At 68.7% G+C, this 15,939-nt stretch carries 12 protein-coding genes and 1 tRNA gene; 11 read left to right on the top strand and 2 right to left on the bottom strand.

The features are described from left to right. Positions 1 to 74 precede the first annotated feature (74 nt). From I6N91_RS10555 to pyk, 8 genes are all read left to right on the top strand, one after another. On the top strand, positions 75 to 380 hold the full coding sequence (locus I6N91_RS10555) for an HGxxPAAW family protein (protein WP_233091728.1): 306 nt from the start codon (positions 75 to 77) through the stop codon (positions 378 to 380). Further along, positions 381 to 1,196, top strand: a complete 816-nt coding sequence (gene trpC, locus I6N91_RS10560) for an indole-3-glycerol phosphate synthase TrpC (RefSeq protein WP_198812514.1) — start codon at positions 381 to 383, stop codon at positions 1,194 to 1,196. It abuts the gene before it with no gap. A gap of 104 nt (positions 1,197 to 1,300) precedes the next feature. Beyond that, positions 1,301 to 2,662, top strand: coding sequence for a tryptophan synthase subunit beta (gene trpB / locus I6N91_RS10565; protein WP_198812515.1), 1,362 nt, complete (start codon positions 1,301 to 1,303; stop codon positions 2,660 to 2,662). Beyond that, the gene (trpA, locus tag I6N91_RS10570) at positions 2,659 to 3,462 is read left to right on the top strand and encodes a tryptophan synthase subunit alpha (RefSeq protein ID WP_198812516.1); all 804 of its coding nucleotides are present in this window, start codon (positions 2,659 to 2,661) and stop codon (positions 3,460 to 3,462) included. The genes trpB and trpA overlap by 4 nt, the downstream gene beginning before the upstream one ends. After that, positions 3,459 to 4,604 (top strand): prolipoprotein diacylglyceryl transferase, encoded by a 1,146-nt coding sequence (gene lgt, locus I6N91_RS10575; protein ID WP_198812517.1) that lies wholly within the window; start codon positions 3,459 to 3,461, stop codon positions 4,602 to 4,604. Before trpA ends, lgt begins: the two co-directional genes overlap by 4 nt. Before the next feature lie 235 nt (positions 4,605 to 4,839). Continuing rightward, positions 4,840 to 9,474 carry a glutamate synthase large subunit gene (gene gltB, locus I6N91_RS10580; protein WP_198812518.1) on the top strand — a complete coding sequence of 1,545 codons (4,635 nt, stop codon included), beginning with the start codon at positions 4,840 to 4,842 and terminating at the stop codon, positions 9,472 to 9,474. Beyond that, a complete protein-coding gene (locus I6N91_RS10585) occupies positions 9,467 to 10,924 on the top strand; it encodes a glutamate synthase subunit beta (protein WP_198812519.1) in 1,458 nt (485 codons plus the stop codon). Before gltB ends, I6N91_RS10585 begins: the two co-directional genes overlap by 8 nt. Positions 10,925 to 10,972: 48 nt before the next feature. Beyond that, positions 10,973 to 12,466 carry a pyruvate kinase gene (pyk, locus tag I6N91_RS10590; RefSeq protein ID WP_198812520.1) on the top strand — a complete coding sequence of 498 codons (1,494 nt, stop codon included), beginning with the start codon at positions 10,973 to 10,975 and terminating at the stop codon, positions 12,464 to 12,466. 105 nt (positions 12,467 to 12,571) lie between these two features. On the opposite strand, the gene I6N91_RS10595 is transcribed toward pyk, so the two are convergent. Further along, the gene (locus I6N91_RS10595) at positions 12,572 to 13,174 is read right to left on the bottom strand and encodes an ANTAR domain-containing response regulator (RefSeq protein ID WP_198812521.1); all 603 of its coding nucleotides are present in this window, start codon (positions 13,172 to 13,174) and stop codon (positions 12,572 to 12,574) included. 146 nt (positions 13,175 to 13,320) lie between these two features. Between I6N91_RS10595 and I6N91_RS10600 the strand changes: the two genes are divergently transcribed. From I6N91_RS10600 to I6N91_RS10610, 3 genes are all read left to right on the top strand, one after another. Beyond that, positions 13,321 to 13,402: transfer RNA gene (locus I6N91_RS10600), tRNA-Leu, on the top strand. 557 nt (positions 13,403 to 13,959) lie between these two features. Then, entirely contained in the window at positions 13,960 to 14,595 is a 636-nt protein-coding gene (gene sigK, locus I6N91_RS10605) for an ECF RNA polymerase sigma factor SigK (RefSeq protein WP_198812522.1), read from the top strand. 214 nt (positions 14,596 to 14,809) lie between these two features. Next, entirely contained in the window at positions 14,810 to 15,055 is a 246-nt protein-coding gene (locus I6N91_RS10610; RefSeq protein WP_198812523.1) for a hypothetical protein, read from the top strand. 31 nt (positions 15,056 to 15,086) lie between these two features. Here the strand turns inward: I6N91_RS10610 and I6N91_RS10615 are convergent, their stop codons facing one another. Continuing rightward, complete coding sequence (locus I6N91_RS10615; RefSeq protein WP_198812524.1) at positions 15,087 to 15,863, bottom strand: alpha/beta fold hydrolase; 777 nt, start codon at positions 15,861 to 15,863, stop codon at positions 15,087 to 15,089. Positions 15,864 to 15,939 lie beyond the last annotated feature (76 nt).

The raw sequence follows: 15,939 nt of genomic DNA on the forward strand, positions 1-15,939 counted from the left end.
CAGGGGTGCGGCGGGTCGGTGGACCGGCGCCAATAATGGCAGAATGTACGAAGACACCCAGAAGGAGAATCACCATGGCACAGAACACGACCGCAGCCACGAACCGGAACTCGCCTGAGAGCCATGCCCAGATGGGTGATGAGACGATCGGCCATGGCAACAGCCCGGCGGCGTGGACCTGCGTCCTGGTCATGATCCTCGGCGCCGCTGTGTCCTCCTTCGCGTACATCTTCGCCAGCACCGAGGGCAACCGCGACACCGGCACCGTGCTGTTCTGGATCGGCATCCTCATCATGTTCGTCGGCCTGCTCGTCGGTTTCGTGATGCGCAAGATCGGCTACGGCGTGGGCGGATCGAAGCTCAAGAGCAACGGTCACTAGGTGAGCGTTCTCGACGAGATCATCTCCGGCGTCCGCGAGGACCTGAGCGTCCGGACGGCGGAGGCGCCCCTGGCGCAGGTGCGCGCCCGCGCCCTCGACCGGGCACCGGCGGCCGACGCCCTGAGCGCGCTGCGCGGCGACGGGCGCACCCTCTCGGTGATCGCCGAGGTCAAGCGCAGCAGCCCCTCCAAGGGCGCGCTGGCCGCCATCGCCGACCCGGCCGCCCTCGCCGCACGCTATGAGGCCGGCGGCGCCGCGGTGGTGAGCGTCCTGACCGAACAGCGCCGGTTCAACGGCTCCCTGGCCGACCTCGACGCCGTCCGGGCGAGCGTGGGCATCCCCGTGCTCCGCAAGGACTTCACCGTCGAGGACTATCAGATCTGGGAGGCACGCGCGCACGGCGCGGACCTGGTCCTGCTCATCGTCGCTGCCCTGAGCGACGCGCAGCTCGAGCACTTCCTCGGCCTGACCCACGAACTGGGCATGAACGCCCTCGTCGAGACGCACACCGCCGAGGAGGTCGAACGCGCCGCGGCCGTGGGGTCCCGGATCATCGGCGTCAACGTGCGCAACCTCAAGACGCTCGACATCGACCGGTCGGTCTTCGCCGACCTGGCCCGCCGGATCCCGCAGGACGCCGTAACCGTCGCGGAGTCCGGTGTCCGCGGCATCGGCGACGTCGAGGAGTTCGCGGCCCAGGGGGCCCGGGCGGTCCTCGTCGGCGAGGCCCTCGTCCGCGGGGAGGACCCGGAGGCCGCGGTGGCGCAGTTCCGCGCGGTACCGGTGCGCGATCTTCCCGGACTGCAGCAGCGATGAGGCGCCCGCCGCTCTGAGTCGGGTACAGGAGCCCCCGCCGGGGCCCCCGGAAGCGAATCGGGCCGGCAGCAGCCGGCCCGAATGGATCCAGAACAGGAAAGCTCATGACACACCAGCACACCGGCGGCCGGGCATCCGAGCCGGCCGCGGAGATCGACGGCGACGCCGCGGCGGCCTTCCTGAGCCACGAGGGCCGTCCGGAGAGCCTGCGCCACGCGCCCGGGCCCTACTTCGGGGACTACGGCGGACGCTGGATGCCGGAGTCGCTCATCGCAGCCCTCGACGAGCTGCAGGAGACCTTCGAGGCGGCCAAGGCCGACCCCGAGTTCACCGCCCAGGTCGCAGAACTCAACGCCACCTACGCCGGACGGCCGTCCCTGCTGACCGAAGCGAAGAGCTTTGCCGCCCACGCCGGCGGCGTCCGGGTCTTCCTCAAGCGCGAGGACCTGAACCACACCGGGTCCCACAAGATCAACAACGTCCTCGGGCAGGCCCTGCTGGCCAAGCGCATGGGCAAGACCCGCGTAATCGCCGAGACCGGCGCCGGCCAGCACGGGGTCGCCAGCGCCACGGCGGCCGCCCTCCTCGGGCTCGAATGCGTCGTCTACATGGGCGCCGAGGACACCCGGCGGCAGGCCCTGAACGTGGCCCGCATGCAGCTGCTCGGGGCGGAGGTCATCCCCGTGACCAACGGCTCCCAGACGCTCAAGGACGCCATCAACGACGCGCTGCGCGACTGGGTGGCCAATGTCGACACCACCCACTACCTGCTCGGCACCGCTGCCGGCGCCCACCCGTTCCCGGCGATGGTCCGCTACTTCCACGAGGTGATCGGCGAGGAGGCCCGCGCCCAGATCCTTGAGCAGACCGGCAAGCTTCCCGACGCCGTCTGCGCCTGCGTCGGCGGCGGATCCAACGCCATCGGCATCTTCCACGGCTTCCTCGACGACCCCTCGGTGCGCCTCTACGGCTTCGAGGCGGGCGGCGACGGCGTCGAATCCGGCCGCCACGCCGCCACCATCACCCTCGGCCGGCCCGGGGTGCTCCACGGCGCCCGCTCCTACCTCATGCAGGACGAGTACGGCCAGACGATGGAGTCCCACTCCATCTCCGCCGGCCTCGACTACCCCGGCGTGGGCCCGGAACACGCCTACCTCGCCGACATCGGCCGGGCCTCCTACGAGCCGGTCACCGACCGCGAGGCCATGGACGCGTTTAAGCTGCTGTGCCGCACCGAGGGGATCATCCCCGCCATTGAAACCGCCCACGCCCTGGGCGGGGCACTGAAGGTCGGCCAGCGCCTGGCCGCGGACCTCGCTCCCGGCGAACAGCCGGGCGACAAGGTCATCATCGTCAACCTCTCGGGGCGCGGCGACAAGGACGTCGCGACAGCGGCGGAGTACTTCGACCTGCTGCCCGACGACAGCGCCGAGCAGGAAATCGCCAAGGAAGGGGAGCAGCTGTGAAGACCCTGTCCTCCAAGGCCGCAGCGGCGGTCGAGAAGGCCCGCTCCGAGGGGCGCGCGGCCCTGATCGGCTACCTGCCCGCCGGGTTCCCCGACGTGCCCACCACCATCGAGGCGGCCCTGGCCATGGCGGCCAACGGCGTCGACCTGATCGAGATCGGCATCCCCTACTCCGACCCGGTCATGGACGGCCGGGTCATCCAGGACGCCACCGTCCAGGCCCTCGCCGCAGGGTTCACCGTGCCCCAGATCTTTGACGTCGTCCGTGGCATCACCAGCGCCACCGACGTCCCGGTCCTCGTCATGACCTACTGGAACCCCGTGATGCGCATGGGCGTGCGCGAGTTCGCCTCCCGCCTGGCCGAGGCCGGCGGGGCCGGACTGATCACCCCGGACCTGATCCCCGACGAGGCCGCCGAGTGGATGGCCGTTTCCGACGAGTTCGGCCTTGACCGAGTGTTCCTCGTGGCTCCCTCGACCTCGCCGGCCCGGATGCGCAGCACCGTCGAGGCCAGCCGCGGCTTCGTCTATGGCGTGTCCGTCATGGGCATCACCGGCGCGCGCACCTCCGTGGGTGCCGCCGCCCGCGCGGTCGTCGATGACGCCCACGCCGCCGGCGCCGAACGCGTCTGCGTCGGCCTGGGTGTCTCGAGTGCCGCGCAGGTCGCGGAGATCGCACGCTACGCCGACGGCGTCATCGTCGGCACCGCGCTGGTGGCAGCACTGCGCGACGGCGGGGTGCCCGCCGTGGCCGCCCTGTGCAAGGACCTCAGCACCGGAACCGGAAAGAACCCCTCATGAACGCCGCCCCTGCCCTTTCCCTGCCGGTCCCGGCGTCGATTCCCAGCCCGCCCGCGGAGTGGGCGAGCTTTAGCCTCGGCCCGCTGACCATCCACCTCTACGCCCTGTGCATCCTGCTGGGCATCATCCTGGCCCTGTGGCTGACGCAGAAGCGGTTCGCCCGCTACGGCGGCCGGCCCGAGGCCGTCTGGGACGTCGCCGTCTGGGCCGTGCCCTTCGGAATCATCGGCGGCCGGCTCTACCACGTGTTCTCCTCGCCCGACGCCTACTTCGGACCCGACGGGGACCTCTCGCTCATTCCCCAGATCTGGCTGGGCGGCCTCGGCATCTGGGGCGCCGTGGCACTCGGCGCCGTCGGGGCGTGGATCGGCTGCCGCCGGGCGGGGATCCGCCTGTCGGCCTTCGCCGACGCCGCCGCCCCCGGCGTGCTGCTCGCCCAGGCCATCGGCCGCTGGGGCAACTGGTTCAACCAGGAACTCTACGGCGCGCCGACCGACCTGCCCTGGGGCCTTGAGATCGACGCCGACAACCCCGCCTTCCCGGCCTCCGCCGAGCCCGGCACCCTCTTCCACCCCACCTTCCTCTACGAGTCCCTGTGGAACCTCGCCGGGGTGGCGCTGCTGCTGCTGGCCGACCGCCGCTTCAGGCTGCGTGGCGGACGGATGTTCTGGCTGTACGCGGCCTACTACACCCTCGGGCGGGTCTGGATCGAGGCGCTGCGGATCGACGACGCCGAGATGGTCTCCCTGTTCGGGATCACCGCACGGCTGAACGTCTGGGTCTCCATCGTGGTGTTCCTCGTCTCCGTGGCCATCCTCGTCTACCTCAGCCGCCGCCTGCGCGGGGCCGGCACCCCCTCGGTGTACCTGCCCGGCCGGGAGCCGGTCGCCGACGCCGTTGGCGACGGGACGGCCGGAGCGAAGGCCGCCGCCGACGCGAAGGCCACCGGCGCGGAGAGCACCTCCGGAGCCGCGGACGACGCGGATGTCCACGGGGCGGACGCCTCGGCGACGCCGGAAAACGACCGTGGTAATCTTTCGGAAACACATGGCTCCTCAGTGACCCTCGAGTCACAGGACCCCGCGAAGGCGGAGCCACGGGACTCGGCCTCCCGAACACAGTCCCCGGGCCACCGCCCCTAAAGGACGCTTCCGGACCACACCGACGTGGCTCACCGGGTATCGGCCGGGCCACCCCTCCGGCGCCGCTACCTACGGCTTGCCAGCGCGGCACGGCGACACTTGTCTCCGCCCCGCGCCACCGCCTGCCCGGAACACCATTTCGACAAGTACGACCGGCGCCCGCCGGCTCACGTGGGCGCCCTGGGGCCAAGGCCGTCCCCTCCCGACGCTCCATTCTGGGGGAAGGACTCTTCGAATGACCGCTGAACACCCGAACACCGCTCCCGTTCCGGGAGAGGCCACCGGCTCCGCTCCGTCCGACGGGGAGACCGGCACCGCTCCATCGCCCTTCGAGCGTTTCGCCGCGCTTCCGCCCGCCTCGGGGCTCTACAACCCGGAGAACGAGAAGGACGCCTGCGGGCTGGCGGTCATCGCCACCCTGCGCGGTGTGCCCGGCCACGACATCGTCGACGCCGCCCTGACCGCGCTGAGGAACCTCGAGCACCGCGGCGCCGTAGGCGCCGACGAGGGCACCGGCGACGGAGCCGGGCTGCTCACCCAGGTCCCGGACGAGTTCTTCCGCGCCGTCGTCGACTTCGAGCTGCCGCCGGCCGGCTCCTACGTCGTGGGGACGGCGTTCCTCCCGGCCGAGGACAAGGAGCAGGAAACGGCGCGCGCCGGCATCGAGTCGATCGCCGCGTCCGAAGGGCTGGCGGTCCTCGGCTGGCGGGTCGTGCCCATCGTCGCCGACCTCGTCGGCGCCATGGCCCGGGCCTGCATGCCCCACTTCGAGCAGGTGTTCCTCGCCCCCGTCGGCGGCGCCGACACCAACCTGGACGCCATGGCGTTCCGGGTGCGCAAGCGGGCCCAGAACAAGTACGGGGTCTACTTCCCCTCGCTGTCCTCCAAGACAATGGTTTACAAGGGCATGCTCACCACCGCCCAGCTCGAGCCGTTCTACCCGGACCTTTCCGATTCCCGGTTCAAGACCCGGCTCGGCATCGTCCACTCCCGGTTCTCCACGAACACCTTCCCCTCCTGGCCGCTGGCCCAGCCGTTCCGCACCATCGCGCACAACGGGGAGATCAACACCGTCAAGGGCAACCGCAACTGGATGCGGGCCCGGCAGTCCCAGCTCGCGAACCCGCTGCTGGGCGATTCGCCCGAGGAACTCTTCCCGATCTGCACCCCCGGCGCGTCCGATTCGGCCTCCTTCGACGAGGTCGCCGAACTGCTGACCCTCTCCGGCCGGCCGATCACCCACTCGATCATGATGATGATCCCGGAGGCTTGGGAAAACCACGCCACCATGGACCCCGCCCGCCGGGCCTTCTACCAGTACCACTCAATGCTGATGGAGCCCTGGGACGGACCGGCCGCCGTGTCCTTCACCGACGGCCGGCTCGTCGGTGCCGTCCTTGACCGCAACGGGCTGCGCCCGGCGCGGTACTGGGTCACCGAGGACGGCCTCGTCGTCCTGGCCTCCGAGGTCGGCGTCGTCGACATCGCCCCCGGCCGCGTGGTCCGCAAGGGGAGGGTCTCCCCGGGCAAGATGTTCCTGGTGGACACCGAGATCGGCCGCCTGATCGAGGACCAGGAGATCAAGGCCGAGGTCGCCGCTGCCAACCCGTGGGCCGACTGGGTGCGCGAGAACCTGATCTCCCTCGAGGACCTGCCCGAGCGCGAGCACGTGGTCCACACCAAGGCCTCGATCAACCGCCGGCAGCGGACCTTCGGCTACACCCAGGAGGAACTGAGGATCCTGCTCGGGCCGATGGCGAGGACCGGCGCCGAACCGCTGGGCGCCATGGGCTCCGACACCCCCGTGGCGGTGCTCTCCAAGCGGCCCCGGCTGCTGTTCGACTACTTCGTGCAGTCTTTCGCGCAGGTGACCAACCCGCCGCTTGACTCCATCCGCGAGGAACTCGTCACCTCAATGGGCCTGTCCATCGGTCCCGACGGCAACCTGCTCTCCACCGGGCAGGTCCGCTCCAAGCAGGTGGCCCTGAAGTTCCCGGTGATCAACAACGACGAGCTCGCCAAAATTGCCAACCTTGAATCCGACGACGGCGACCGCCTCACCGTCCGGGTACGCGGGCTCTACCGGCACGACGGGGGAGAGGCCTCGCTGCGGGCACGGCTGGCCGAGATCTGCGAGCAGGTCTCGAGCGCCCTCAACCGCGGGGTGCAGTTCGTGGTGCTCTCGGACCGCGACTCCAACGCCCAGTGGGCGCCCATCCCGTCGCTGCTGCTCACCAGCGCCGTCCACCACCACCTGCTGCGCAGCGCCAACCGCACCAAGACCTCGCTGGTCGTGGAGGCCGGCGACGTGCGCGAGGTCCACCACGTGGCGGTCCTGATCGGCTACGGCGCCTCGGCCGTAAACCCCTACCTCGCCATGGAAAGCTGCGAGGAGCTGGTGCGCAACGGCGACATCACCGGCGTCACCGCCGAGGCGGCCGTCGCGAACCTCATCAAGGGCCTGGGCAAGGGCGTCCTGAAGATCATGTCGAAGATGGGCATCTCCACCGTGAGCTCCTACTGCGGCGCGCAGACCTTCGAGGCGCTCGGGCTCGCGCAGGAGCTGGTCGACGAGTACTTCCACGGCACGCAGACCCAGCTTGGCGGCGTCGAACTCGACGTGATCGCAGCGGAGGTCGCCGCACGCCACGCCTCGGCCTATCCGGAGGACGGCATCGAGGACCCGCACCGCGGCCTCGAGAACGGCGGGGAGTACCAGTGGCGCAGGGAGGGCCCGGCGCACCTGTTCAACCCGGAGACGGTGTTCCGGCTCCAGCACGCCACCCGCGAACGCCGGTACGACATCTTCAAGACCTACACCCGCGGCGTCGACGACCAGTCACGGGAGCTGATGACCCTGCGCGGGCTGCTGAAGCTGCGCGGCGGGGAGCGCCCGCCGGTGCCGCTCGAGGAGGTCGAGCCCGTCTCGAGCGTCGTGAAGCGCTTCTCCACCGGGGCCATGAGCTACGGTTCCATCTCCAAGGAGGCCCACGAGACCCTGGCGATCGCCATGAACCGGCTCGGGGCGAAGTCGAACACCGGCGAGGGCGGGGAGGACACCGACCGCCTGCTCGACCCCGAGCGCCGCTCCGCCATCAAGCAGGTGGCCTCCGGCCGGTTCGGCGTCACCAGCCTCTACCTGACCAACGCCGACGACATCCAGATCAAGATGGCCCAGGGGGCCAAGCCCGGCGAGGGCGGACAGCTGATGAGCCAGAAGGTCTACCCATGGATTGCCCGCACCCGGCATTCAACGCCGGGCGTCGGGCTCATCTCGCCGCCGCCGCACCACGACATCTACTCCATCGAGGACCTCGCGCAGCTGATCTACGACCTGAAGCGCTCGAACCCCTCGGCCCGGGTGCACGTGAAGCTCGTCTCCGAGGTCGGCATCGGCACGGTGGCCGCCGGCGTCACCAAGGCCAAAGCCGACGTCGTACTGGTCTCCGGGCACGACGGCGGCACCGGCGCCAGCCCGCTGAACTCCCTGAAGCACGCCGGAATGCCGTGGGAGCTCGGCCTTGCGGAAACCCAGCAGACCCTGATGCTCAACGGCCTGCGCGACCGGGTCGTCGTGCAGGTGGACGGGCAGCTGAAGACCGGGCGCGACGTCGTCATCGCCGCCCTGCTGGGAGGCGAGGAGTTCGGCTTCGCCACCGCGCCGCTGGTCGTCTCGGGCTGCGTCATGATGCGCGTGTGCCACCTCGACACCTGCCCGGTGGGCGTCGCGACGCAGAACCCCGAGCTGCGCAGCCGGTTCACCGGCAAGCCGGAGTTCGTGGTGAACTTCTTCGAATTCATCGCCGAGGAGGTCCGCGAGATCCTCGCCGAGCTCGGCTTCCGCACCCTCGAGGAAGCCATCGGCCGCACCGAGCTGCTCGATTTGAAGCAGGCGATCGACCACTGGAAGGCCGACGGGCTCGACCTCGAGCCGATCCTGCGCGGTGGCGAAACCGGACCGGACACCCCGCGGCGGAACCTCACCACCCAGAACCACGAGCTGGACAAGCACTTCGACAACAAGCTGATCAGCATGAGCGCCGAGGCGCTGGCCAACCGCTCGCCGGTGCGGATCTCCGTGGACGTGGTCAACACCGACCGTTCGGTGGGCACCATGCTCGGCTACGAGGTGACGCGGCGGTTCGGCCTCGACACCCTGGCCACCGACACCATCGACGTGACCCTCACCGGGCAGGCCGGGCAGTCCCTGGGTGCCTTCCTGCCCGCCGGGATCACCCTGCGGCTGCTGGGCGACTCCAACGACTACGTCGGCAAGGGCCTCTCCGGCGGCCGGATCATCGTCCGTCCGGACCGGGCCAACCTCTTCCACGCCGACCGCAACGTCATCGCCGGCAATGTGATCGGCTACGGCGCCACCAGCGGGGAGATGTTCCTCCGCGGGCAGGTGGGGGAGCGGTTCCTGGTGCGCAACTCCGGGGCCACGGCGGTGGCCGAGGGCATCGGGGACCATGGCTGCGAGTACATGACCGGCGGCCAGGCCCTCATCCTGGGCCGCACCGGCCGCAACTTCGGCGCCGGCATGTCCGGCGGCACGGCCTTCGTCCTCGACCTCGACCGGACCCGGATGAACAAGCAGAGCCTCGACAGCGGGGAGCTGCAGCTTGTGCCACTTGACGCCGAGGACATCGAGATCGTGCGCCGGCTGCTGATCCAGCACTCCGAGGAGACCGAATCCGCCCTCGCGGCGAGCCTGCTGGAGCGCTTCGACGACACCGTCGGACGCCTCACCAAGGTGCTGCCCCGCGACTACGCCGCCGTCCTCGATGCCAGGGCAAGCGCCGTCCAGCAGGGGCTCGACCCCGACGGCGAAGAAGTATGGACCAAGATCCTGGAGGTAACCGGTGGCTGACCCACGCGGATTTCTGAAGGTACGCAATCGCGAGACGCAGCCCCGCCGCCCCGTTCCGGTGCGCATTATGGACTGGAAAGAGGTCTACGAAGCGCAGGAGCAGGGGGTGCTGAAGAGTCAGGCCGGCCGCTGCATGGACTGCGGCATCCCGTTCTGCCACCAGGGCTGCCCGCTCGGGAACCTGATCCCGGAGTGGAACGACCTGGTCTACCGGGACAAGGGCAGGGAGGCCGTCGAGCGCCTCCACGCCACCAACAACTTCCCCGAGTTCACCGGCCGGCTCTGCCCCGCGCCGTGCGAGGCCTCGTGCGTGCTGGGCATCAACCAGCCGGCCGTCACCATCAAGCAGGTCGAGGTGTCGATCGCCGACCTCGCCTTCGCCGAAGGCATGGTGGAGCCGCACCCGCCCGAGCGCCTCACCGGGCGCACCATCGCCGTCGTCGGCTCCGGCCCCGCCGGCCTCGCCGCAGCCCAGCAGCTCACCCGAGCCGGGCACACGGTGGCCGTGTACGAGCGCGACGACCGCGTCGGCGGGCTGCTGCGCTACGGCATCCCCGACTTCAAGATGGAGAAGATCCACCTCGAGCGGCGCCTCGACCAGATGCGGGCCGAGGGCACCCGGTTCCGCACCGGCGTCGACGTGGGCCGGGACATCAGCTGGGACCAGCTGCGGCGCCGGTACGACGCCGTCGTCGTCGCCACCGGGGCCACCGTGCCCCGCGACCTGCCCATCCCGGGCCGGGAGCTCGAGGGCGTGCACTTCGCCATGGACTACCTCGTGCAGGCCAACCGGGTGGTGGCCGGGGAAACCGTCGACGACCAGATCTCCGCCGAGGGCAGGCACGTCGTCATCCTCGGCGGCGGAGACACCGGCGCCGACTGCCTGGGCACCGCCCACCGCCAGAAGGCCGCCTCCGTCACCACCCTCGCCATCGGGCAGCAGCCGCCCTCCGAACGGCGGCAGGACCAGCCCTGGCCGACCTTCCCGAACCTCTTCGAGGTGGCCAGCGCCCACGAGGAGGGCGGGGAGCGCACCTATCTCGCCTCGACCGTTGAGTTCCTGGGCGAGAACGGGAAACTGACGGCCCTGCGGGTCGCCGAGACCGAAGTCGTTGACGGGCGCCGCCGCGCGAAGGCCGGCACCGAACGGGAGATCCCGGCGGACCTCGTCTTCCTCTCCCTCGGGTTCACCGGACCCGAACCGGCGGGACTCACCGAGCAGGTCGACGCCGCGTTCGACGAGCGCGGCAACGTCGCCCGGGACGGGTACTACATGACGAACACCCCCGGCGTCTTCGCTGCGGGCGACGCCGGCCGCGGGCAGTCGCTCATTGTGTGGGCCATCGCCGAGGGGCGGGCCTGCGCCGCCGCCGTCGATCAGTGGCTCATGGGCTCGACGCGCCTCCCGGCGCCGGTGGCCCCCACCGACCGCTCCATCGCGCTCCTCTGAGAGCGCCCCTGACACTCGACCCCCCAAATCCCGACTAGGCTAGGTTTCATGAGACGCGCGAAAATTGTTGCAACATTCGGTCCTGCTATTGCCAGCTATGAGAACACTCTCGCTGTGCTTGAGGCCGGAGTGGACGTGGCCCGGATGAACATGAGCCACGGGGACTACGAAGTCCATTCAAAGACCTACGAGAACGTCCGGAAGGCCTCCGCGGAGCTCGGCAAGCCCGTCGGCATCTTCGCCGACCTCCAGGGGCCGAAGATCCGCCTCGGGCGGTTCGAGGACGGACCGCACGCGCTGTCGCGCGGGGATGTGTTCACCATTACCACCGAGGACATCCTGGGCACCCAGGAGATCTCCTCCACGACGTTCAAGGGCCTCCCGCAGGACGTTAACGTCGGGGACATGCTGCTCATCGACGACGGTAAGGTCTCGCTGCGGGCGACCGCCGTTGACGACGTCAAGGTGGTCACCGAGGTCGTCGTCGGCGGCATGGTCTCGAACAACAAGGGCATCAACCTGCCCGGCGTCGCGGTGAACGTGCCGGCCCTGAGCGAGAAAGACGAGGACGACCTGCGCTGGGCCATCCAGACCGGCGTCGACATGGTCGCGCTGTCCTTCGTCCGTAACGCCTCCGACGTCAACCGGGTCCACGAGATCATGGACGAGGAAGGGCGCCGCGTTCCGGTCATCGCGAAGATCGAGAAGCCGCAGGCCGTCGAGGCCCTCGAAGAGATCATCGACGCCTTCGACGCCATCATGGTGGCCCGCGGTGACCTCGGCGTCGAACTGCCGCTCCAGGAAGTGCCGATCGTCCAGAAGCGCGCCATCGAACTGGCCCGCCGCTGGGCGAAGCCGGTCATCGTTGCCACGCAGGTGCTCGAGTCGATGATCGAAAACCCCCGCCCCACCCGCGCGGAGGCCTCCGACTGCGCCAACGCGGTGCTCGACGGCGCGGATGCCGTCATGCTCTCGGGTGAGACGAGCGTCGGCAAGTACCCGATGGAAACCGTGAAGATCATGAACGACATCATCGAATCGACCGAGCAGCACGGCCTGGAGCGGGTACCGGCCCTGGGCAGCAAGCCCAGGACCCGCGGCGGCGCCATCACCCGTGCCGCCGTCGAAATCGCCGACCAGCTCGACGCGAAGTACATCTGCACCTTCACGCAGTCCGGCGACTCGGCGCGCCGGCTGTCCCGGCTCCGGCCCAAGAAGCCCATGATCGCCTTCACCCCGGTGCAGTCGACCCTCAACACCATGTCGCTCATCTGGGGCATCCAGCCGCTGCTCGTCGAGTTCGTCGCCCACACCGACCAGATGACCGCACAGGTGGACCGGACCCTGTTCGACTCCGGGCTCGTCGAGGTCGACGACCTGGTGGTCATCGCTGCCGGTTCGCCTCCCGGACAGGCCGGGTCGACCAACTCGATCAAGGTGCACCGCGTCGGCGACATCACCGACGCCGGGCAGCGGCCCGGCGACCACACCTCGCCCAACAAGGAGAAGGTCGGCCCCTGGCCGGTCAAGGGCAAGAAGTAAAGCCCTCCTGACGCCGTAGAAACAGAAGAACCCCGCCCGGTGGGCGGGGTCCTTCTGCGTTGCTGGTCCTGCTGCGTTGCTGGAGGGCCGGCGGATCGGGCCGGGTCAGTTGACCTGGTTGATGATCGTCTCGGCGACCTCGCGCATGCTCAGGCGGCGGTCCATCGAGGTCTTCTGGATCCAGCGGAAGGCCTCGGGTTCGGTCAGGCCCATCTTTGTGGTGAGCAGGCTCTTGGCGCGTTCCACGAGCTTGCGGGTGGCGAACTGCTCCTGCAGGTCCGACACTTCGTTCTCGAGCGCGCGGATCTCCTCGTATCGGGACACGGCGATCTCAATGGCCGGCATGAGGTCCGCCGGGGTGAACGGCTTGACCACGTAGGCCATGGCCCCGGCCTCACGGGCCCGCTCCACGAGTTCCTTCTGGCTGAAAGCGGTCAGCAGCACCACGGGGGCGATGCGCGCCTTGGCGATCTGCTCCGCGGCGGTGATGCCGTCCATGACCGGCATCTTGACGTCCATGAGCACCAGGTCCGGCTTGTGTTCCTTGGCGAGTTCCACGGCCTTCTCGCCGTTGTCGGCCTCTGCCACCACGTCGTAGCCTTCGCCCTGCAGGATCTCCACGATGTCGAGCCGGATCAATGTCTCATCCTCGGCGACGACGACCCGTCGGGCGGGACGTGAGGCGGGTGATTCCTTTGATTCAGACACGGTTGCTCCTTGGTTACTACTTCGTACCGACCGGTCGGAGGCGTCCCAACCGGTTCTCCGATCCAGCCTATCGGCATGTAGAGTTGTTTCGCGCACCGATGAATATGTGACTCCCCTCATTGGGGGGTCTGCCGGGCGTGGTAGAGGCCCGAATGGCGGAATTGGCAGACGCGCTGCACTCAAAATGCAGTATCGAAAGGTGTGTGGGTTCGAGTCCCACTTCGGGCACATGTTTTCCCTGGTCAGAGGCCCTTTTGCTCTCTGACTGTGGACAGCCGCCGCAGTTCTGCGGTCCGGGTGCCGGTTCCCGTGGCTGTTTGGGAGTTCTCCTGGAGGCTGGGTGCCGCCTTTCTGTCGCAAGCCCGGCTTGGGCTTTCTTACTACTTCATGGGGGAGCGGCGCGGTAGCTACATGACTGCGGTGAGGATTTTTTGGCCTGGTCATCGTCCTCGCAGAGAGCAACTCCGGCGGAGCAACCAGCGAGAGTTGACGACATGAGCACCGGATCACCCACGGATGCCTCATCGAACGAAATGAAGGAGAAATCTTCAAACCAGTGTCTCCCGCAACCCGCCAGCACGAGGCTTGTCCTCCAATGGGCTCGTTCACCAAAGCGGTGGGCTCTTGGGACAGTGGAGGTCCTTGATGCTCCGAAGATTTTGGTGTTAGAGGCTGGCAGTGTGTGGTTGGCTGGTCCCAGGTCTCCATAGCAGCCTGGTGGGCCGCGGCGCTTCGTGCCGCGGGCATTTGGTTGGACGGGATGGGTGCCAGAAGGTCTCGCTCTGATGATCACCGCCCAGTTGCCGGTCGTGTCTGCTTCCTCCCGCTCTTTGTCCGCGCCTGCGGTTGCCGGTGAAGCCCGGGAGGTGCGTGGGGTCGAATCGCTGCTGTTGGGTGTCGCGCACGGTGATGCGCGGGCTTTCAGCGAGTTGTATGCGCGCAGTGCTCCCCGGGTCTATGATCTGGTGCGCAGGGTTGTGCTGGATGAGGAGATGAGCGCCGAGACGGTGCAGGAGGTGTTCCTTGGTCTTTGGCAGGGAGCAGCAGCCCGCTTCGATCCTGCGCTGGGGTCCGGAATGTCATGGATTGTCACGCTCGCGCACCGCCGGGCGGTGGATAAGGTCCGCGCCGAGGCATCCCACCGGGTCCGGGACCTGCGGTGGGGTATCCGGAACCAGGACGTCGCTTACGACGGCGTTGCCGATGCTGTGATTCAGCAGGCCGAGACCGAGGCGGTCCGGGCCTGCCTCGGCACGCTGTCGGCGGTGCAGCGTGAGGCGATCCATCTTGCGTACTACGCGGGCATGACCTACGTCCAGGTCGCCGCCCATCTGGGGATCCCTGTACCGACCGCCAAAACGCGCATTCGGGACGGCATCGGACGCCTCAGGTCGTGTCTGGGCGATCAGCCCGACAGGTAGGGCCCAGAATTCACGGTGCCGGCAACGCCCGGCGGGGGGACGAGGTGGCCGCCGACGCTGCCGCAGGGCGGGCAGAGGTTAGTGGAGGTCGCTGGCGCTGGTGTATCGGTGTCCCGTGCTTCGTGCCGGGTTGTCGGGTGTGGCGGGAGTGCTCAGTTGCTGCTGGGTGGTGAAGTTGCCTTGAGGGCGTACGGCCGGGCAGCGGTTCGGGTCCGTGCGCGGTGAGACGTTACGGCAGGACCGGACCGGCCCCGGGCAGAACCTGATCCTGAATCGGCCGGAGGAGGTTGGGGTTCATCGCCCGGTGGACGTGATGGCAACATCCCGCATGACCTCAGAGTTCCTGGAACAGATCCAGCTGAGCCCCGGTGCTGGATTGGTGCCGGTCGTGGTGGGTGAGCTGATGGGCGCGATCGACGTTTTCCTGCGAGATGACCACGACCTTGCGGTTCATCCGTGACGGGCGAGGATTTTCCAAGGCGACTGATCCTTTATCCGGATGCGTCGGGTGCCCTTCGGATCGGAGCGAAGGTGGGGACGGGGTCTTTGGTGAGGAAGTCGGTGATGAGCAGGTTGCACAGTTCCGGCTTCTCGACGAGCAGGCCGTGAGAGGTCCCGGGGACGACGGCCAGCTCGGCCTTCGGGAGTGCCCGGTACATCGCCGCGGCGTGCTCAATGGAGACCTCATCGTCATCGCCGATCATGATCAGCGTCCTTGTCGGCAGCATCGCCAGGTCCTGGGCGGTGTAGGTCGGACCGGTGGCGTGCATTTGATCGAGTTTTCCCATCACGACGTCGAAATGCCCGGCGCCATCGGGGGAGAGCTCGCCGTATCCCTGGCGGATGAAGTCGGGCACTTCCCCTGTGTCGGAGCCGTTCATCCAGCCGGAGCGGTTGAACACGCCGGCGACGCAGACAAGACGGCTGACAAGGTCGGGACGCCGCATTGCTACGGCGAGGGCAACGACCGCCCCGTCGCTGCACCCGACGAGGGACGCCGGCCCGGCGACATTGGCCTCGAGGAACGCGATGGCGTCCTCGGCCATCGCCTCGTAGGACATTGGCCCGTCCACGTCCGGTGTCCGGCCGTGGCCACGGCGCTCGGGGGTGTACACACGGAAGTAGGGGCTCATTCCGTCGACCGTCATCTGCAGGGAGCGGGCATCGACCCCGCCCGGGTGCAGCAGCACGGCTGGAGGGCCCTGCCCATACTCGGCGAACCATGTCTGCTCGACGCGGAACGGCTTTCCGGGTGTCGGTCCGTTCATCAGTGTCTCCTCATCCAGATAGATACATCCTGCCTCTGCCCCTCACGCCTACCAGAGGCTCAGCAGCCTCGACCAG

The organism is Arthrobacter sp. MSA 4-2, from assembly GCF_016405885.1.
Taxonomy (GTDB): Bacteria; Actinomycetota; Actinomycetes; order Actinomycetales; family Micrococcaceae; genus Arthrobacter_D.

Coding starts and splice junctions, on each gene's coding strand:
- lgt (WP_198812517.1), top strand. CDS start 3,459: ATGAACGCCGCCCCTGCCCTTTCCCTGCCGGTCCCGGCGTCGATTCCC.
- trpB (WP_198812515.1), top strand. CDS start 1,301: ATGACACACCAGCACACCGGCGGCCGGGCATCCGAGCCGGCCGCGGAG.
- pyk (WP_198812520.1), top strand. CDS start 10,973: ATGAGACGCGCGAAAATTGTTGCAACATTCGGTCCTGCTATTGCCAGC.
- I6N91_RS10555 (WP_233091728.1), top strand. CDS start 75: ATGGCACAGAACACGACCGCAGCCACGAACCGGAACTCGCCTGAGAGC.
- gltB (WP_198812518.1), top strand. CDS start 4,840: ATGACCGCTGAACACCCGAACACCGCTCCCGTTCCGGGAGAGGCCACC.
- sigK (WP_198812522.1), top strand. CDS start 13,960: ATGATCACCGCCCAGTTGCCGGTCGTGTCTGCTTCCTCCCGCTCTTTG.
- I6N91_RS10615 (WP_198812524.1), bottom strand. CDS start 15,863: ATGAACGGACCGACACCCGGAAAGCCGTTCCGCGTCGAGCAGACATGG.